Raw genomic sequence first — 19225 nt, forward strand, 5'->3', positions numbered from 1 at the left:
TAGATTAAATAGTCATGACAGATGTGGATAACTTAGTTATGATTGCCACCCCTATGTGTACCGGGGTGTTTTTAAATTTAAATGGAATGAGGGGTTTCACATGCTGTGGACGGACTGCTTAAATCGCTTACGACAAGAACTCTCTGATAACGTCTTTGCGATGTGGATTCGTCCATTGGTCGCTGAAGAGGTGGAAGGTGTACTCAAACTGTATGCGCCAAATCCCTATTGGACACGTTATATCCAAGAACACCATCTTGAACTGATTACTATTTTGGCCGAGCAAATGTCTGAAGGTCGGGTGCGTAAAGTCGAAATTTTGGTGGATTCACGCCCAGGTGCGATTTTATCTGCTGCTGAACAGCCTGCAACGACAACGTCAGCTTTAGAGTCAGTACCCAGTCAAACGACGCATTACAAATCAAAAAAAGAACATCAAGAGCTTATCCCAGCCAAGAATGCAAAAAAACGTCTGCTCAATCCCTTGTTTAATTTTGCTTTATTTGTCGAAGGCCGCTCTAACCAAATGGCGGCTGAAACCTGTCGCAAAGTGTTAACCCAGTTGGGTGAGTCACAGCACAATCCACTGTTTTTATATGGACCTACCGGTTTGGGTAAAACGCATTTAATGCAAGCCGTAGGTAATGCGTTATTACAAGCCAAGCCCAATGCTCGTGTGATGTACATGACCGCAGAAAGTTTTGTGCAAGATTTTGTCAGTTCATTGCAAAAGGGCAAGGTTGAAGAGTTCAAGAAAAATTGCCGTTCACTGGATTTATTGTTGGTCGATGATATTCATCTTTTGGCAGGTAAAGAAGCCAGCTTGGTTGAATTTTTCTATACCTTCAACGCACTGCTTGATGAATCGAAACAAATTATTTTAACCTCAGACCGTTATCCAAAAGAATTGACAGAACTTGATCCGCGTTTAGTCTCGCGTTTTTCTTGGGGACTTTCGGTTGGTGTTGAACCGCCTGATATTGAAACCCGTATTGAGATTTTGCTGAAAAAGGCAGAAAGCAATGCGATTGAATTGCCGCGTAACTGTGCATTGTTCATTGCACAACAAGTGGTTGCAAATGTTCGTGAACTTGAAGGCGCTTTAAACAAAGTGGTGGCGATTTCGCGTTTCAAAGGTACACCGATTGACTTAGAAGTCGTTCGTGAATCACTCAAAGATGTACTCGCTATTCGTGCACGGACCATCAGCACTGAAAATATTCAGCGTGTGGTGAGTGAGTATTTCCGTATTCCATTAAAAGAATTAGTCGGTCCAAAGCGGACTCGTATTTTTGCGCGTCCTCGTCAAATGGCAATGGGTCTAGCTCGCGAATTAACTGGTGATAGCTTCCCTGAGATTGGTATGGCTTTCGGTGGTCGTGACCACAGTACGGTTATGCATGCCTGTGAGAAAGTACAGAGTTTAAGAGCCGAAGATCCTATTTTTAATGAGGATTACAAGAACCTCATGCGCTTACTTCAAAGCTGATTTTTGATTAAAATCTCGTCTTGCAATGCGGTATAATCTGCCGCATAGTACATGGCTAAAAATTAATTTTTATTTGTAAATATTTTGTTTTTTAGAGGAAATCCACCGTGCGTTTGAAAATCGCGAAAGAAAGCTTAGTGAATGTTTTATCTCATGTGGTCGGTGCCGTTGAGCGTCGTCATACCTTGAACATTCTTTCAAACGTAAAAATTCAAGTGACTGAACAGGCTTTAACCATTACGGGTTCAGATTTAGAAGTTGAATTGGTGGCAAGTACCCCCCTCATTGAAGGTGCATGTCTACAAGCTGGGGAAACCACTGTTCCAGCACGCAAATTGGTCGATATTTGTAAGTCACTGCCAAATGCAGCTTTGATTGATTTGCAAATTACTGAAGATCAGCGTTGTATTTTAAAATCAGGCAACAGCCGTTTTGTACTAGGTACACTTCCAGCCGAAGATTATCCATTACTCAGCACTGAAAATAGCCAAGGTACACAAGTCCAAGTGACTGAGCGTGAACTGAAACGTTTGTTTGAAAAAACCTCATTTGCGATGGCCGTGCAAGATGTACGCTTTTATTTGACGGGCACTTTACTTGAGATTGACCAAAACCAATTACGTGCTGTAACCACGGATGGTCATCGCTTGGCACTGTGTGAGACTTTGGCGCAATCGACTGCAACGCAGTTGGTGCAAGCGATTGTTCCACGTAAAGCCGTGGGCGAATTGCAACGTTTACTCAGCATTGAAGATAATCAATTGGCACTTTTGATTGGTCGTGAACTGTTAAATGTGACTTTACAAATTCCACAGCGTGATAAAGAACAAGCCAATATTACGGTACGTATTAGCACGAAACTGATCGATGGTAAATTCCCAGATTATCGTCGTGTGATTCCACGTGGTGGCGACAAAATGGTGACCATTGCGCATGATGTATTTAAACAATCGTTGCAGCGTGTCGCAATTTTAAGTAATGAAAAATTACGTGGCGTATTCTTAAACTTTGGTGCCGATTCTTTGCAACTTCGTGCCAATAACCCTGAGCAAGATGAAGCCGTTGAAGACTTAGCGATTCAATATGCCAATACCCCAATGGAAATGTCATTTAATGCGCAGTACATTTTAGAAGTACTGGGTGTGTTGGATGGTGACGATGTTCTGATGACCATGACAGAAGCGAATCAGTCAGTACTCGTGCAAGATCCTTTACAACAAGATCAGACCTATGTTGTGATGCCGATGCGTGTTTAAGTCAGCAAAGGCCAGTCAGAACACAGCATGCATATTGCGCGTTTAAGTATACAGCGTGTACGAAATCTAAAAACGGTTGCACTCCATGAGTTGCAGCCGTTTAATGTTTTTTATGGCGAAAACGGATCAGGCAAAACTTCAGTTTTAGAAGCGATTCATTTGCTTGCTACAGGTCGATCTTTTCGGACCCATATACCCAAACATTACATTCAAAATGACACCGCCGACGCAATTGTGTTTGCCCAATCCGCGACAGAAAAAATAGGCATGCAAAAGCTGATGTCGGGTGAGCAGGTGATCAAAGTGAATGGCGACAGTGTGGCCACGCAAGGTCAGTTGGCGAAAATTTTGCCTTTGCAGCTCATAGATCCGCTCAGTACAGATATTATTGATCACGGTGCTAAACCAAGGCGTCAACTTTTAGACTGGCTTATGTTTCACGTGGAACCAGAATTTTATCATGCGTGGCAGTATTATTCCCGGGCTTTAAAGCAGCGTAATAGTTTACTTAAATCTAAGCGAAATTTAAGTCTGATTGATCTTGAACCTTGGAACAAAATGCTGAGCGATTATGGCGAAATATTGCATTCACAGCGGGTTGAAATTGTGGAGCAGTGGAAACTATATTTTCAAGAAGATTTAGCCAAATTATTGCCTGATCTCAAAATCGAAATGGAATATTGGCCAGGCTTTCATACTGAGCAGGGTTTGGCTGAAGACTTGCTACAATATCATCAAAAAGACGTTGATCGACGTTCTACCGAATATGGCCCACATCGCGCTGATATCCGCTTAAAAACTCCCACGGGAGATGCTGATGTGGTGCTGTCGCGTGGGCAAAAGAAACTGCTCATCGTGGCCTTAAAACTGTCTCAGATTGCAATGCTTCATTCTTGTAATAAGGAAACTGTGGTATTATTAGATGATGTAACAGCAGAATTAGATTTAACTGCGCAGCAGCGTTTAATAGAGCGATTGAGCCAACTTGGCAGTCAGGTTTTTTTAACCACTTTAGACCACGAATCTGTAAAAAAGCATTTACATGATTTAGCGATTTCATACCAATTATTCAATGTTGAAAATGGTCAAGTTCAAGTTGTTGTGCAATAGTTTTGACAATTTCCCCATTTTGGATAGACCTTTTTTCACTAGGGAGCAACCATGAGTTCAGAAGAACAAGCGACTTCTCAAACAGAACAAACCACTGAAAAGGCTTATGATTCCTCTAGTATCAAAGTATTACGTGGCCTTGATGCTGTTCGTAAACGCCCAGGCATGTATATTGGTGATACTGACGACGGTTCAGGTCTACACCACATGGTGTTTGAGGTGGTTGACAACGCGATTGATGAAGCACTTGCGGGACATTGCGACGAAATTTTAGTGACCATTCATGAAGATGAGTCTGTCAGTGTTTCTGATAACGGTCGTGGTATTCCCACCGATATTCACCCTGAAGAAGGTGTCTCTGCAGCAGAAGTGATTTTAACTATTCTGCATGCGGGTGGTAAGTTTGATGACAACAGCTATAAAGTGTCTGGCGGTTTGCACGGTGTAGGTGTATCCGTTGTAAATGCGTTATCGAGTAAATTACTGCTGAATATCCGTCGTGCGGGTAAAGTGTTTGAACAAGAATATTGCCATGGTGATCCGGTTTATAAACTGCGTGAAATTGGCGATACTGAAGAGTCGGGTACAACGGTTCGATTCTATCCAAGCGAATTGACCTTTTCTCAAACCATATTCAATGTCGATATTTTAGCGCGTCGTTTACGTGAACTTTCGTTCTTAAACGCTGGCGTTCGTATTGTGTTGCGTGATGATCGTGTTGCAGCTGAACATATTTTTGACTATGAAGGCGGTTTGTCTGAGTTTGTTAAATATATTAACCAAGGCAAAACGCATTTAAATGATATTTTCCATTTCACCAATGAAGTGCCTGAAACGGGTATCACGGTAGAAGTGGCGTTGCAGTGGAATGACAGCTACCAAGAAAACGTACGTTGTTTTACCAATAACATCCCGCAAAAGGATGGTGGTACGCATTTGGCCGGTTTTCGTGCGGCGTTAACACGTGGTCTGAATAATTACTTAGACAGCGAAAACATTCTAAAAAAAGAAAAAGTGGCTGTCACCGGTGATGATGCACGTGAAGGTTTAACCGCGATTGTGTCAGTGAAAGTGCCTGATCCGAAATTCTCTTCGCAAACCAAAGAAAAATTGGTTTCGAGTGAAGTGAAAACGGCAGTTGAGCAGGCGATGAATAAATCATTCTCTGAATATTTATTGGAAAATCCTGCTGCTGCAAAATCCATTGCAGGCAAAATTATTGATGCTGCACGTGCACGTGATGCTGCGCGTAAAGCACGTGAATTAACGCGTCGTAAAAGTGTATTAGATATTGCCGGTCTGCCAGGTAAACTTGCAGATTGCCAAGAAAAAGATCCAGCTTTATCTGAGCTTTACTTGGTCGAGGGTGACTCTGCAGGCGGTTCAGCCAAGCAAGGGCGTAACCGTAAGATGCAAGCGATTTTACCGTTAAAAGGTAAAATCCTAAACGTTGAGCGTGCACGTTTCGACAAAATGATTTCATCAGCTGAAGTCGGCACACTGATTACCGCGCTCGGCTGTGGTATTGGCCGCGAAGAATATAATCCTGATAAATTGCGTTATCACAAAATTATCATCATGACGGATGCCGACGTCGATGGTTCGCACATTCGTACGCTGCTATTGACCTTCTTCTTCCGTCAAATGCCTGAACTTGTGGAACGCGGTTATATTTATATTGCACAGCCACCGCTATATAAGCTGAAAAAGGGCAAGCAAGAACAGTATTTAAAAGACAATGATGCGCTTGAAACTTATCTCATTTCAAATGCAATTGATGAGCTTGAACTCCATGTGAGTGCAGAAGCACCTGCCATTCGTGGTGAGTCGTTGGCGAAAGTGATTGCCGATTATCAGATTTCTCAAAAAAGTTTGAATCGTTTAACGCTTCGTTATCCTGCAAGTTTACTGGATGGTTTATTGGGTCTAGAAGCATTCAAATTGGATCAAAACCATGATGAAGCTTATGTGCAACAATGGGCTGAACAGCTACAACGGTCTATTGCGAAGTATCAACCGAGTTTGCGTCCGGAACTGTCATTAGAGTCATTCGAGAAAGAACATGCGGATGGGTCAACTCTGACGCATTTCTGGCCGCGTTTGACGGTCTATGTACATAATTTACCGCATCACTATTTGCTCGATCAGGCATTATTGGCGTCAGGTGAATATAAGCGTTTACTGCAAAATTCGAAGAGCTGGTTCAGCTTGCTTGAAGAAGGTGCTTATTTACAGAAAGGCGATAAACGTATTAACGTCACGACTTTCCATGATGCTTGGCAACATATCTTGTCTGACTCACGTCGCGGTATGATGATTCAACGCTACAAAGGTTTGGGTGAGATGAATGCGGATCAACTTTGGGAGACCACTATGGATCCTGAAAACCGCAACATGCTTCAAGTGACCATCAACGATGCAATCGAAGCAGATCGTATGTTCTCTTGCTTAATGGGGGATGACGTAGAACCACGCCGTGCCTTTATTGAAGAAAATGCATTAAATGCGGATATCGATGCTTAATCGTTTAAAATAAAAAGACACCCTTCGGGGTGTTTTTTTAGGTCAAAATAACTCAAATTGACGTTATATCCGAATTTACAAAATCGTATTTATCAAAACGAAAAGAATGGGTTAAGGTAAACACAAACCAGCAACATTTAAGTTTTTCTGATCGATAATTTCTGAATTGATAATCATTAAGTAGACAAAATTAAAGATGTAATTTAGCTCATGGGTCAGTTACTTAAACTCAAACAATAAAAACGACATTATGGAAAATGAAAATGAACGTGAAAACTCTTTTTTTTGCCTCAATCTTGAGTGCGCTATGGAGTCAATCCGCTTTAGCCAATACCCAGCAAACAGTGTGTATCTTTGATTTACTGGGTCGGGCAGGTGAGTCTTATAAACTCATGGAAGAATGGGCACTTTCAGCAAAGGCTTGGGGCGCTGACATTAAACTGCTGGTTTATCAAAAAGAAGAACTGGCAGATAAAGATTTTAAAAATGGCAAATGCGATGCGGTTGCTATGACTACGATGCGGTCTCGTGAATACAATAAATTTGCAGGATCAATTGATGCACTCGGCGGTGTCCCGAGTAATGAAATTTCCAAAAAAGCGATCACGTATGTACTGGATGAACGTAATGCCAAACGATTGGTGACGACCATTAAGGGAGAAAAGTACGAAGTTGCAGCCATTAGCCCTTTGGGCATTGCTTATATTTTTGTCCGTGATCGTTCCATGGACACTATTGAAAAGGGCATTGGGAAAAAATTTGCGTACTTACATTACGATATTGCCCAGAAAATGGCAGTAGAGCGGGTGGGTGCGATTGGCGTACCTTCTGATATTTCTAATTTTGCACGCAAATTTAATTCAGGTGAAGTTGATTCGATTGCAGCGCCGGCCTATGCATTTAAACCCTTAGAAATTTATAAAGGTTTGGGCAATAAAGGTGCAATGTTTACTTTTCCAGTGGTGAATGTCACAGGAGATTTAATTCTTAGACAAGCCAAATTCCCTGAAGGTTTTGGACAAAAATCACGCGCTTGGTCGTTACGCCAGTTGCCAAAAACGTATGCCATTTTAAAGCGAATTGAAGCTGAAATCCCAGCTAAATATAAATTGAATGTATCTGCAGAAGACAAAATGCGCTACCAAAAATTACTGAGAGATGGACGTATTGAACTCACTCAGCGTGGTATTTATGATCCAAGCATGATGCGTGTTTTAAAGCGTGCACGCTGTGCAGTTGAGCGCACTAATTTTGAATGTAGCTTGGGCGGTGAATAAATAATTCGTGAGATTAGTTTTACATATTGAAATTAAACAGGATTTTTAGACACAAAAAAAATAGAGTAATAGCTCTATTTTTTTACAGAAATTGTGCTTAATATACAGGTTATGGAAAACATGAATTTCCTCACAAAAAAATGAAGGATGCGACAATGAAAAAAATAACGCTCGCGCTATTTGCTGCTTCAACAGTAGGTATGGTCTCCACTGCCCAAGCAAAAATAGATGTTTGTGTATTCGATTTACTGGGTAAATCGGGTGAATCTTTTCAGATGGCTCAAGAGTGGGCACTGGCTGCCAAAGCTTGGGGCGGAGATATTAATCTCGTTCCTCGCCAAGATGAAGCCGTGGCTGATAATGACTTTAAAGCAGGCAAATGTGATGCTGTATTTATGACCGCAATGCGCGCTCGTCAATACAACAAATTTGTTGGCTCAATTGACTCATTAGGGGGTGCGCCAAGCAATGCCATCGCACAAAAAGCCATTACTTTTGCTTTGGATAACCGTAATGCAGCAAAAATGGTCACCAACTTAGGCGGAAAAAAGTATGAAATTGGCGGCATTGCACCGCTAGGCTCAGCGTTCATATTTGTACGCGACAAAAAAATTAATTCTATTGAAAAAGCTGCAGGTAAAAAGTTTGCTGTTCTGAGCTATGATGCAGCGCAAAAAATTATGGTGCAGCGTGTTGGTGCACAAGCAGTTCCATCGGATATATCAAACTTCGTTGCCAAATTTAACAACGGTCAGGTCGATATGGTCGGCGCACCCGCTTATGCCTATAAGCCTTTGGAAATTTACAAAGGTTTAGGTACGAATGGTGCAATGTTTAATTTCCCAGTTCTTCAAATTACCGCTGATCTGGTGCTACGCCCTGAGAAATTCCCAGCCGGATTTGGTCAGAAATCGCGTGATTGGTTTGTGAAGAATTTGCCTAAGAGCTTTAATATGATTAAGCGCTTAGAAAATGAAATTCCAGCCAAATACAAAATGAACTTAAGCGCAGAAGACAAACTTAAATATCAAAAAATGCTCCGTGAAGGTCGTTTAGACTTAACCAAGCAAGGTATTTATGATCCAGGCATGATGTCGGTGTTGAAAAAAGCACGTTGCTCTGTCGATAAATCCAATTTTGAGTGTTCACTTGGCGGTGAATAACTTTGATAAATAACAAAAAATCCTAGATTCGTTCTAGGATTTTTTTTTTAAATTTTATGTCATTTCTGCCATTGTAGATTTATAGATAAAAAGTATGCTTATTTCACAATAAATGATAGTTACTGAATTGGAATGATGATCAGGTTATGTGAATATTCAGATCTTTTTTTAATCAGTGAAACATATAACAACCTAAAAAGGACGCAATTGGGGGTATGCCAATTGCACATATCTGACGATTGGATTCTGTCCAGATCAGAATAAATAAGATGAATGAAGGATACGAAAAATGAATTGGTCAAAAACAATCGCCTGCGCCGCAGGATTAATGGCAGTAACATCTGTTGCTCAAGCTAAGCAAGTCATGTGTGTATTTGATCTGGTGGGTAAAAGTGGCGACGTGTATGCCCTCATGAAAGATTATCAGTTGGCTGCCAAACAGTGGGGCGCAGATATTGAGCTTAGAGTCGGGCAAAATGAAGGTGTAATTGCAGAAGATTTTAAAGCAGGCAAATGCGATGCGGTGAGTATTACGGGTATGCGCGGTCGTCAATTTAACAAATTTACCGGATCACTCGATGCCATTGGTGCTATTACAGATTTAAATCTTGCAGTCAAAGTGATGCAAGGGATGGCCAGTCCAACCTTTGGCAAATATATGAAAAGTGGTAATTACGAAGTCGTTGGCGTTGTACCAGTCGGTGATGCTTACCTGATGGTACGTGACCGTAGTATCAATACGGTTGCTAAAGCTGCAGGTAAAAAAATTGCAGTATTAGATTACGACCAAGCCCAAAAGATTATGGTTCAACAAATTGGTGCGCAAGCGGTGAGTGCGGATGTCACCAACTTCGGCAGTAAATTTAACAATGGTCAGGTCGATATTATTGGCGCACCGGCTGCAGTGTTTAGACCTTTAGAGCTACATAAAGGTTTAGGCACGAAAGGTGCGATTGTGAACTATCCGATTTTACAAGTGACCGGAAATTTGATTATTCGCCATGATAAATTTCCAGCAGGATATGGTCAAAAATCGCGTGATTGGATCAAATCCCAGTTACCACGTGCCAATTCAATTTTAGGTAAAATGAAGGCAGATATTCCTGCAAAATATTGGATGAATGTCCCAGCAGGCGATAAACCAGGCTATCAAAAATTAATGCGTGAAGCGCGTATTAGTTTGACCAAGCAGGGCGTCTACAACAAACAGATGATGAAACTTCTTTGGCAATTCCGCTGTAAAAATGAGCCAAGCAACTTTGAATGTAGCTTACAAGACGAGAACTACAAATAAGTCTGAGTGTTTCAGGATTAATCCTGACAAATTCACTCTGAATAATCTTTAAAGTTCGAGTTATGACCATATATTGAGTATGTTATACTTGATCTATGGTCTTTTTATTTTGAAGCCAATTTTTATTTTGAGGAAATCCCCATGACTGCCCAAGTACTTGAGCTGACTGACAATGCTGCGAATAAAGTCCGTCAACTTCGTGACAGCGAAGGAAATCAGGATCTTATGCTACGTGTTTATGTAACAGGTGGTGGTTGTTCTGGTTTTTCCTACGGATTTAATTTCGCAGAAAGCCAAAATGAAGATGATGCTGAGTTTTTAAATGGCGATGTTAAGATGTTGGTCGACTCACTCAGCTACCAATATCTTGTTGGCTCTAAAGTTGATTATATTGAAGGTTTAGAAGGGTCACGTTTTGTCGTGCAAAACCCGAATGCAACAACTACATGTGGTTGTGGTTCATCTTTCTCTATCTAAAAACCAAATATGAAACACTAAAAATCCCTCAAATGTTGAGGGATTTTTAGTTTATGTTTTGGCTAGCTTAGTTTTGAGTTTTAGTTATATTTTCAATAATAAGTTCAGACAACTGCTTAGCATTTTGCGTTGGAATCCAGTGCGTCGCATCAAGAATAATCTCTGTATACGGCGCATCCATATAATCTTTATTCAGTTCCACACTTTTTTGACCCACCGCCGAATCATATTTACCCCAAATAAACAAGGTAGGCACCGTCACCTTCTGTTTTAACGATCGGTTTGAGCTAAAAGGTATCCCCCGATACCAATTTAAAGCACCTGTTAGCCGTTTTGCACCGACGATATCTTTCTGAAAATCATTCAGCTGATGTTCGGTCATTCCTGTAGATTTGAGTAATGAGCGGCCAATATGCGGAAATTTCTCAAATAAAAGTTCAGGAATCTTTGGCAGTTGAAAGAGTCCCATATAATAAGACTTAAACAGTTGATTACTGCTCAGCATAGATTTTAAGAATGCTGCTTTATGCGGTACTGAAATAGCAGTCAAATGTTGAATTTGATTGGGATGGCTAAGTGCAACGTCCCATGCCACCACTGCACCCCAATCATGCCCGACCAAATAGACAGGTTCATTGATCATGTTTAGAAAAGCATGCACATCTGCAACCAATTTAGCACTTCGATATGCAGAGCGGCTTTTTGGCTGTGCACCTAAGCTATAACCACGTTGGTTGATGGCATAGGTACGAAACCCATGTGCATTCAAATAAGTTGCGGTGTCTGTCCAGCTTTGTGCTGTTTCAGGAAAACCATGAAGTAGTACGGTAGGTTTTCCGTCTAAAGGTCCAGAGTCGATGACATCAAAAGTAAGGCCATCACGTTGGAACTGGTCGATTCTCTGTTGTTTTAAGTTCATGATTTGATTTTAAAATTGATGTTTATCTTTTATCTTGCTGCTATTTGCAGATGATAACAGCGCATTACAGGTCAATTGGCCGTGAAATGAGGTCGAAAACGATCTCATACGATTCATGATCATGCTTAATCTATAGTCAGCAGATAATCTAAAGTCAGCAGACAAGTTAAAGTCACAGACAATAAAAAGCCAAACACATGGTTTGGCATCTGAAGTCTTAAATGTGTAGACAAAATTTCTGGATTAAACTAAACCGCCGTGATTGTGCCCAATATGCGGTAATCTTTGGCACCCGTCACTTGGGGTAAGTTGCCACTCAGCTGGTGCATGAAACGCATTGCGAGCCATGCGAATGCCGTGCCTTCTACCCATGTCGGCGCTAAACCTAGATCTGAAGTGGTTTGAACAGACCAGTGGTGTTTGCGTAAACGCCAGCGCAGTTGTTCAAGTAAGTGTGAGTTGTATGCACCGCCACCACAGACATAAACTTCGCCTGTATCCATACCCGAACGGTAAATGGCTTTTTTAATGGCACGCGTCGTCACTTTTAACAAGGTGGCTTGAACGTTTTCAGGGGTATCTTCAAGTTCTTCATATTCTGAATCGTTACGCCAATCTAAAATTTGTTCATCGAGCCATTCCAAATTGAAGTCTTCACGCCCCGTACTTTTTGGGGGTTCTTTAGAGAAAAATTCGTGTTCTTGTAGGCGATCAAGTAGAGCGCGTATGGGTTGACCATAGGCTGCCCAACTGCCATTTTCATCATAAGGTTGACCGGTATAACGATGACACCAAGCATCCATTAAGATATTGGCCGGGCCAGTGTCAAAACCATAGACACCTTGAGGATTTCCAGCGGGCAACATGCTGACATTGGCTATGCCGCCCAAGTTTAAAATGACCCGATGAATTGATTCATGTTGAAACAAGGCTTGATGAAAAGCGGGCACAAGAGGTGCACCTTGACCGCCTGCCGCCATATCACGGCGACGAAAATCTGAAATCACCGGAATTTGCGTAATTTCAGTAATAATATTCGGATCACCAATTTGTAAGGTAAAACCATGTTCAGGGCGGTGACGAATGGTTTGGCCGTGTGAGCCGATGGCTTTGATTTGCGTTTTATCCAGTTTATTTTCAGTGATGAGCTGATTGATACCCTGACCAATCATTTGCGCCAAAGCCACATCGGCTTTGCCCATCCGATCAATTTCATTGTCATCCGGGAGCGTCAGGGCCATCAACTCATCACGCAGATCAGGATCAAACGCTAAGGTCAGCGCTGCATGGAGCTTGAGTGGATCGAAAGAAGCAGCAACAATGTCGACACCGTCCATGCTCGTGCCTGTCATTACCCCAATATAGATCGCTGTCATGATGATTCTAAAGCCTGCAATATGCTGAAAAAGTGTTAGTATATCGCACAAATTGAACAACTGATGTATTTGGGTTTTGTAATGTCAAATTTCCTCGCAGCTGAAGAACAACTTGCCCTCATTCAACGAGGCACGCATGAAATTATTTCTGAAGAAGACCTTCTGAATAAATTAAAACAAAATCGTCCTCTTAAAATCAAAGCGGGTTTTGACCCGACAGCGCCTGACTTACATCTTGGTCATACGGTTCTGATTAATAAACTCAAAGTATTTCAAGACCTAGGTCATGAGGTATTTTTTTTGATTGGTGACTACACCGCAATGATTGGTGATCCGTCAGGCAAGAGTGCAACACGTCCGCCGTTGTCACGTGAACAAGTGTTAGAAAATGCCAAAACCTATCAAGAACAAGTCTTTAAAATTTTGGACCCAAATAAAACCAAAGTGGTGTTTAACTCTGAATGGTTTGCACAAAAAACTGCGGCTGATTTAATCCAATTGGCTTCTCAGCAAACGGTTGCACGGATGCTTGAGCGTGATGATTTCACCAAACGTTATAACAGTCATCAGCCAATTGCGATTCATGAATTCTTGTATCCACTGGTACAAGGCTATGACTCAGTTGCGCTTGAGGCAGATGTTGAACTCGGTGGCACAGACCAAACCTTTAACTTGTTAATGGGTCGTACATTACAAGGTCGTTATAACCAAGAACCACAAGTGTGTATTACTGTACCGATTCTTGAAGGTTTAGACGGCGTCAACAAAATGTCTAAATCTTTAGGGAACTACATTGGTGTCTTTGATGCACCGGGTGCAATGTATCAAAAAGTGCTTTCCATGCCTGACTCCTTGATTGAACGTTATTTTGATCTACTCAGCTTTAAATCTGTTGAAGAGATTGAAGTGTTATTAAAAGAAGTAGCTGAAGGGCGTAACCCTCAAGAAGTGAAAAAAATTCTTGCGCTTGAGTTGGTTGAACGTTTCCACGGAAGCGATGCTGCTGCCAATGCGCATAAAGGTGCAGGCAATATTATTACCGAAGGTGAACTGCCTGAAGGTACACCTGAAGTGACCATTTCACGTGGTGAGTTTGGTGGTGAAATGTTTATCGCATCGATCGTGCGTGCAGCGGGTTTAACCAGCAATGCAGCGCAAGCCAAAGATGCTGTTTCACGTGGAGCCGTTAAGGTCGATTGGGACGTGGTTGATGCTTCTTACTCAGTGAAAGAAAATAAAACCGTGATTGTGCAAGCGGGTAAGAAAGCCATTGCCAAAGTGACGTTCACAGATTAATTCATAATACCTCGATTAAAAAAGCCATCCTTAGAGATGGCTTTTTTATGGCATAATTTTTAAAAATGACTATTTTTTAATAAATTTGATAATTTTTGGTTCTGACCGTGTTTATCCTTTAAAATGCCGCATCCAGTACTCAATAGTTTGAAGATTCATGATTCAGTTAGACCAACTTTCTATACGCCGCGGTGGACGTGTTTTATTTCAAAAAGCGTCAATGCAACTTCATCCAGGTTGGAAAATCGGTTTAACTGGCGTAAATGGCGCAGGTAAATCTACGCTCTTCAATGCACTATTGGGTGGAATGGAATCTGACAGTGGTTCATTGACTCGTCCAGCAGTTTGGACAGTTGCGCATATGGCGCAGGAAATCAAAGCTTTAGATATGAAAGCGATTGATTTTGTATTGTCAGGTGATGAAGAGTTTTGGGACATTCAAAACAAACTTGATCAACCTGATACATTGTCTGATGATGAGCTTGCTCATTTATATGGTCGTTTTGACGAAATTAATGGTTATACCGCACCATCTAAAGCATCACAATTAATGGCAGGTTTGGGTTTCTTTGAACATCAGTCTCAACTAGATGTATCTAGTTTCTCGGGCGGTTGGCGTATGCGTCTGAATTTGGCTCGTACACTGATGAGCCGTTCAGACTTACTGCTTCTTGATGAACCGACCAACCATTTGGACTTAGATGCGATCCTGTGGTTAGAGGATTGGCTGAAAGCCTATGAAGGTACATTGATCCTGATTTCGCATGACCGTGACTTCTTAGATGCCATTACCGATCATATTCTACATATCGAAAACCAAGAATTAATCATGTATACGGGTAACTATTCGACTTTTGAACGTACCCGTAGTGAACGCTTAGCACAGCAACAACAAGCCTATGAAAAGCAGTTGGAAACTCGTGCGCATTTGCAAAAGTATATTGACCGTTTTAAAGCACAAGCGACCAAAGCGAAACAAGCGCAAAGTCGTATTAAACAACTTGAACGTATGCAGGAACTTTCTGCTGCGCATGTCGATACGCCGTTTACCTTTAGTTTCCGTGAACCGACCAAAATGAGTTCGCCATTACTTGAACTTGAGCATGCTGACATCGGTTATGGCGACAAGCTGATCGTGACCAATGTGAGTTTACAGATCACCCCGACCAGCCGTATTGGTTTATTGGGGATGAATGGTGCGGGTAAATCGACCCTGATTAAATCTTTAGTCGGTGATTTACAGCTTATTCAAGGTACACGCAACGATTCAGAGCTTTTAAACATCGGTTACTTTGCACAGCATCAGATGGATGCTTTGGATGGTAATGCCAGCCCAATGTTGCAATTGGCACGTATCGCAGACAAGAAAATTAGTGAAGCAAGCCTACGTTCATTCTTGGGTAGCTTTGGGTTTAGTGGCGAACGTATGGATACCCCAAGTGAAAGCTTCTCCGGTGGTGAGCGTGCCCGTTTAGCCTTGGCTTTAATTGTATGGCAACGTCCAAACGTACTCATTCTCGATGAGCCAACCAACCATTTGGACTTGGATATGCGTCATGCCTTAACCATGGCATTGACCGATTTTGAAGGAGCAGTGGTTCTGGTATCGCATGAACGTCAACTGATTGCCAGTGTATGTGATGAGTTGATTCTGGTTCATGGTGGTCAAAGCCGTGAATTTGATGGTGACTTGAGCGCGTATGCAGATTGGTTACGCCAAGCACGTATTGATATGATGAAAAATGGTCAACAACCTGCTGCACCAGTCAAATCTCAAGTTGTGACAAAGCCTGTGGCCTCAAAAGGTGACAAGGAAGCGCAACGTAAAGAAGCGGCGCGTCGCCGTGAACTCAGTCGTCCTGTACGCAAAAATATTGAAAAATTAGATGCTGAAATTGCGAAAATTCAACCGCGCTTGGCTGAAATCGAAGTTTTACTCGGTGATTCGGGATTGTATGAAGCATCTCGTAAAAATGATTTATTAAAGCTGATGACTGAGCAAACTGAACTGAAAGCCAAGTTAGAGAAAGCTGAAGAGAAAATGCTTGAACTGATGATGGAACTCGAAGAGCTAGAGGCTTCTTTAGAAGATTAATCTTTTAAACGAACGTAAAAAGAAGCCCAATGAAAATTGGGCTTCTTTTTATCTTGGTATTTTTAATTAATACGAATAGTTTTATTGAAGAATGTCTGATTTAAAATATTGAACTACTTCGGTCAGATTAAGTGCTAAATATGCTTTCGTATATGCTTGCTCAAAATGGTATTGATAATCAAACTCTGTATTATATCTCTCCTAAAGTAATAGTCGAGTTGGTTGATCTAAACAATAATGTAGTTGAAAGAGGGTACATCCAGATTCCGAAATAGTTTGTTTACATAGGTTTTTCAAAGCTTGAATTGTTTCATCAATTTTATTTTGGTCCGTAATTTTTAATTCGGCTGTAATATAAAAGCCAGAAGTTAGCATTTTTATGTTCCTTATTGATCAGTGAATAAAAATGCTATCAAGTAGAGTTCACTCTAGCTCAAGCTTTTTTTCTTCATAAAGCTCAATTTTGTATTTCACAATTTCTAGTTCTGTATTAAGTCGCTTTATTTCCTCATTCAAAATTTTAGAATGTTCAACTAAAATTTGCTTTCTTAAATGCAGTGTTTGATTACCTTGTTGTCTAAAGGATGAAAACTTTTTGATTTGATTCAATGGCATTCCAGTAGATTTGAGCCGCTTAATCCAAGTTAACCATTCTAAATCACGATGATCATATTCGCGTCTTCCTGATGGATTACGGTAGATATTTTTGAGTAAGCCTTCTTTTTCATAATAGCGAAGTGTATGAATAGATAAGCCCGTTTGCTTGGCAACATCTGAAATGAGCATGGAGTCATCCTCTGTAATAGCATTGTTTTAGTCTTATAAAAATACTATTACAAAAAAACCGCGCTTTCGCGCGGTCTTTTGTTAACTCTTTCGAGTTAGGTTAAAGCAACAAATTATTTTTTGTCATCTTTAACTTCAGTGAACTCAGCATCTACAACGCCATCGTCTGCTTTCTGAGCTTGACCTTCACCGCCTTGGAAAGCGTTAGGATCAAAACCTTCAGCACCACCTTGACCTTGTGCAGCTTCATACGCACGTTGGCTAATTGGCATGATGATGTTTTGCAGCGCTTCAGTTTTCGCTTTGATTGCATCAACGTCATTTTCTTTAGTCGACGCTTCAAGCTCAGCAACCGCAGTTTCAATCGCTGTTTTTTCGTCAGCAGTCACTTGTTCGCCAAGATCCTTAATCGCTTTTTGTGAAGATGAAACTAAAGCATCAGCTTCGTTACGTGCTTTTGCAAGCTCTTCAAATTTACGATCTTCTTCAGCATTCGCTTCAGCATCTTTGATCATCGCTTCGATTTCAGCATCAGACAAACCTGAGTTTGCTTTAATTTGAATCGATTGCTCTTTACCTGTGCTCTTGTCTTTCGCAGATACTTTCAAGATACCATCAGCGTTGATGTCGAAAGACACTTCAATTTGTGGCACGCCACGTGGAGCAGGTGGGATGTCACCCAATTGGAAGTTACCGAGCAATTTGTTTTGCTGAGCCATTTTACGTTCACCTTGGAACACAGAAATGTCTACAGCAGGTTGGTTGTCAGCAGCAGTTGAGAACACTTGAGATTTCTTCGCAGGAATCGTGGTGTTTTTCTCAATGATTGCAGTTAACACGCCGCCCATGGTTTCGATACCAAGTGTAAGCGGAGTCACGTCAAGAAGAAGTACGTCAGTTTTGTCGCCAGACAATACAGCACCTTGAATCGCAGCGCCTACAGCTACAGCTTCGTCAGGGTTCACGTCTTTACGTGGTTCACGACCAAAGAATTCTTGTACTTTTTGTTGTACAAGTGGCATACGTGATTGACCACCCACCAAAATCACGTCAGAGATGTCTGAAGTCGAAAGACCAGCATCTTTAAGCGCAATCTTACATGGTTCAATGGTACGAGCAACCAAATCAGCAACCAAACCTTCAAGCTTAGAACGAGTAACGTTGATCACTAAATGCTTAGGACCCGTCGCATCAGCCGTGATGTAAGGTAGGTTGATTTCAGTTGCATTCGAAGAAGAAAGTTCGATCTTCGCTTTTTCAGCCGCTTCTTTTAAACGTTGAAGTGCCAGTGGATCTTGCTTTAAGTTAAAGCCTTGCTCTTTCTTGAACTCTTCAACCAAGTACTCGATTAACGTGTTATCGAAATCTTCACCACCTAGGAATGTATCACCGTTGGTTGACAATACTTCGATTTGTTGGTCGCCATCAAGGTCAGCGATTTCAATGATGGATACGTCAAAAGTACCACCACCCAAGTCGTAAACCGCGATTTTACGGTCGCCTTCTTTTTTGTCCATACCGAACGCTAACGCCGCAGCAGTTGGTTCGTTAATGATACGTTTAACTTCTAAGCCTGCAATTTTACCTGCATCCTTAGTTGCTTGACGTTGAGCATCGTTAAAGTAAGCCGGAACAGTAATCACGGCTTCTGTCACTGTTTCGCCTAAATAATCTTCAGCTGTCTTTTTCATCTTTTTCAAGATTTCAGCAGAGATTTGCTGTGGCGCGAATTTTTTATCGTTAACATCAACCCAAGCATCGCCATTGTCAGCTTTGATGATTTTATAAGGCACAAGACCGATATCTTTTTGAACAGCTTGGTCTTGGTACTTACGACCGATCAAACGCTTGATTGCGAATAGTGTGTTTTTCGGGTTGGTCACTGCTTGACGCTTCGCAGATTGACCTACAAGGATTTCACCATCTTTATACGCAACAATAGAAGGGGTTGTACGTGCGCCTTCAGCGTTGTCGATGACTTTAACTTTGTCGCCTTCAAGAACAGCAACACAAGAGTTTGTTGTACCTAAATCGATACCAATGATTTTAGCCATTTGGATGTTTCCTCAAAAATATTTTTGCAATTGTTTATGCTTGTTATCCGATATGAGAGCCATTCAAAATTTTTCAAGTAAAATTGTTAAAAAAAATGAAAAACTCTCGA

At 41.4% G+C, this 19225-nt stretch carries 14 protein-coding genes; 10 read left to right on the forward strand and 4 right to left on the reverse strand.

Annotated elements, in window-relative coordinates; all coding sequences use genetic code 11:
- Positions 1–100 precede the first annotated feature (100 nt).
- The 8 genes from dnaA (at position 101) to erpA (ending at position 10589) form a co-directional block, all read left to right on the forward strand.
- Positions 101–1489 carry a chromosomal replication initiator protein DnaA gene (gene dnaA, locus AMD27_RS00005; protein ID WP_067654639.1) on the forward strand — a complete coding sequence of 463 codons (1389 nt, stop codon included), beginning with the start codon at positions 101–103 and terminating at the stop codon, positions 1487–1489.
- Between the two features lie 107 nt (positions 1490–1596).
- The gene (gene dnaN, locus AMD27_RS00010) at positions 1597–2745 is read left to right on the forward strand and encodes a DNA polymerase III subunit beta (protein WP_067654642.1); all 1149 of its coding nucleotides are present in this window, start codon (positions 1597–1599) and stop codon (positions 2743–2745) included.
- 27 nt (positions 2746–2772) lie between these two features.
- Positions 2773–3855 carry a DNA replication/repair protein RecF gene (recF, locus tag AMD27_RS00015; RefSeq protein ID WP_067654645.1) on the forward strand — a complete coding sequence of 361 codons (1083 nt, stop codon included), beginning with the start codon at positions 2773–2775 and terminating at the stop codon, positions 3853–3855.
- Positions 3856–3906: 51 nt separating this feature from the next.
- Positions 3907–6378, forward strand: coding sequence for a DNA topoisomerase (ATP-hydrolyzing) subunit B (gyrB, locus tag AMD27_RS00020; RefSeq protein ID WP_067654648.1), 2472 nt, complete (start codon positions 3907–3909; stop codon positions 6376–6378).
- A gap of 257 nt (positions 6379–6635) precedes the next feature.
- On the forward strand, positions 6636–7655 hold the full coding sequence (locus AMD27_RS00025) for a putative solute-binding protein (protein ID WP_067654651.1): 1020 nt from the start codon (positions 6636–6638) through the stop codon (positions 7653–7655).
- A 155-nt stretch (positions 7656–7810) separates the two neighbouring features.
- Positions 7811–8818: a putative solute-binding protein gene (locus AMD27_RS00030; protein ID WP_067654654.1), complete on the forward strand. Its 1008-nt coding sequence runs from the start codon at positions 7811–7813 to the stop codon at positions 8816–8818.
- A 289-nt stretch (positions 8819–9107) separates the two neighbouring features.
- On the forward strand, positions 9108–10112 hold the full coding sequence (locus AMD27_RS00035) for a putative solute-binding protein (protein WP_067654657.1): 1005 nt from the start codon (positions 9108–9110) through the stop codon (positions 10110–10112).
- Between the two features lie 141 nt (positions 10113–10253).
- Complete coding sequence (gene erpA / locus AMD27_RS00040) at positions 10254–10589, forward strand: iron-sulfur cluster insertion protein ErpA (protein WP_067654660.1); 336 nt, start codon at positions 10254–10256, stop codon at positions 10587–10589.
- Positions 10590–10656: 67 nt separating this feature from the next.
- Here the strand turns inward: erpA and AMD27_RS00045 are convergent, their stop codons facing one another.
- Positions 10657–11508: an alpha/beta fold hydrolase gene (locus AMD27_RS00045; RefSeq protein ID WP_067654664.1), complete on the reverse strand. Its 852-nt coding sequence runs from the start codon at positions 11506–11508 to the stop codon at positions 10657–10659.
- 248 nt (positions 11509–11756) lie between these two features.
- Positions 11757–12884: an anhydro-N-acetylmuramic acid kinase gene (locus AMD27_RS00050; RefSeq protein ID WP_067654666.1), complete on the reverse strand. Its 1128-nt coding sequence runs from the start codon at positions 12882–12884 to the stop codon at positions 11757–11759.
- Positions 12885–12947: 63 nt separating this feature from the next.
- On the opposite strand from AMD27_RS00050, the gene tyrS reads away from it, so the two are divergent.
- Together tyrS and AMD27_RS00060 are read left to right on the forward strand one after the other, a co-directional pair.
- Positions 12948–14180, forward strand: a complete 1233-nt coding sequence (gene tyrS / locus AMD27_RS00055; RefSeq protein WP_171254760.1) for a tyrosine--tRNA ligase — start codon at positions 12948–12950, stop codon at positions 14178–14180.
- Between the two features lie 157 nt (positions 14181–14337).
- Positions 14338–16275, forward strand: a complete 1938-nt coding sequence (locus AMD27_RS00060; RefSeq protein ID WP_067654669.1) for an ATP-binding cassette domain-containing protein — start codon at positions 14338–14340, stop codon at positions 16273–16275.
- Between the two features lie 423 nt (positions 16276–16698).
- Here the strand turns inward: AMD27_RS00060 and AMD27_RS00070 are convergent, their stop codons facing one another.
- Both AMD27_RS00070 and dnaK read right to left on the reverse strand, forming a co-directional pair.
- On the reverse strand, positions 16699–17061 hold the full coding sequence (locus tag AMD27_RS00070) for a MerR family transcriptional regulator (RefSeq protein WP_067654672.1): 363 nt from the start codon (positions 17059–17061) through the stop codon (positions 16699–16701).
- 113 nt (positions 17062–17174) lie between these two features.
- On the reverse strand, positions 17175–19115 hold the full coding sequence (dnaK, locus tag AMD27_RS00075; protein ID WP_067654675.1) for a molecular chaperone DnaK: 1941 nt from the start codon (positions 19113–19115) through the stop codon (positions 17175–17177).
- Positions 19116–19225: the final 110 nt, after the last annotated feature.

Origin of the sequence: Acinetobacter sp. TGL-Y2 (genome assembly GCF_001612555.1) — a bacterium.
In the GTDB taxonomy this organism is placed as follows: Bacteria; Pseudomonadota; Gammaproteobacteria; order Pseudomonadales; family Moraxellaceae; genus Acinetobacter.

What these genes read in the sequence shown, in the direction of transcription:
- AMD27_RS00025 (WP_067654651.1), top strand. Translation starts at nt 6,636, where the DNA reads ATGAAAATGAACGTGAAAACTCTTTTTTTTGCCTCAATCTTGAGTGCG.
- AMD27_RS00045 (WP_067654664.1), bottom strand. Translation starts at nt 11,508, where the DNA reads ATGAACTTAAAACAACAGAGAATCGACCAGTTCCAACGTGATGGCCTT.
- dnaK (WP_067654675.1), bottom strand. Translation starts at nt 19,115, where the DNA reads ATGGCTAAAATCATTGGTATCGATTTAGGTACAACAAACTCTTGTGTT.
- AMD27_RS00070 (WP_067654672.1), bottom strand. Translation starts at nt 17,061, where the DNA reads ATGCTCATTTCAGATGTTGCCAAGCAAACGGGCTTATCTATTCATACA.
- recF (WP_067654645.1), top strand. Translation starts at nt 2,773, where the DNA reads ATGCATATTGCGCGTTTAAGTATACAGCGTGTACGAAATCTAAAAACG.
- AMD27_RS00050 (WP_067654666.1), bottom strand. Translation starts at nt 12,884, where the DNA reads ATGACAGCGATCTATATTGGGGTAATGACAGGCACGAGCATGGACGGT.
- AMD27_RS00030 (WP_067654654.1), top strand. Translation starts at nt 7,811, where the DNA reads ATGAAAAAAATAACGCTCGCGCTATTTGCTGCTTCAACAGTAGGTATG.
- erpA (WP_067654660.1), top strand. Translation starts at nt 10,254, where the DNA reads ATGACTGCCCAAGTACTTGAGCTGACTGACAATGCTGCGAATAAAGTC.
- gyrB (WP_067654648.1), top strand. Translation starts at nt 3,907, where the DNA reads ATGAGTTCAGAAGAACAAGCGACTTCTCAAACAGAACAAACCACTGAA.
- dnaA (WP_067654639.1), top strand. Translation starts at nt 101, where the DNA reads ATGCTGTGGACGGACTGCTTAAATCGCTTACGACAAGAACTCTCTGAT.
- tyrS (WP_171254760.1), top strand. Translation starts at nt 12,948, where the DNA reads ATGTATTTGGGTTTTGTAATGTCAAATTTCCTCGCAGCTGAAGAACAA.
- AMD27_RS00035 (WP_067654657.1), top strand. Translation starts at nt 9,108, where the DNA reads ATGAATTGGTCAAAAACAATCGCCTGCGCCGCAGGATTAATGGCAGTA.
- AMD27_RS00060 (WP_067654669.1), top strand. Translation starts at nt 14,338, where the DNA reads ATGATTCAGTTAGACCAACTTTCTATACGCCGCGGTGGACGTGTTTTA.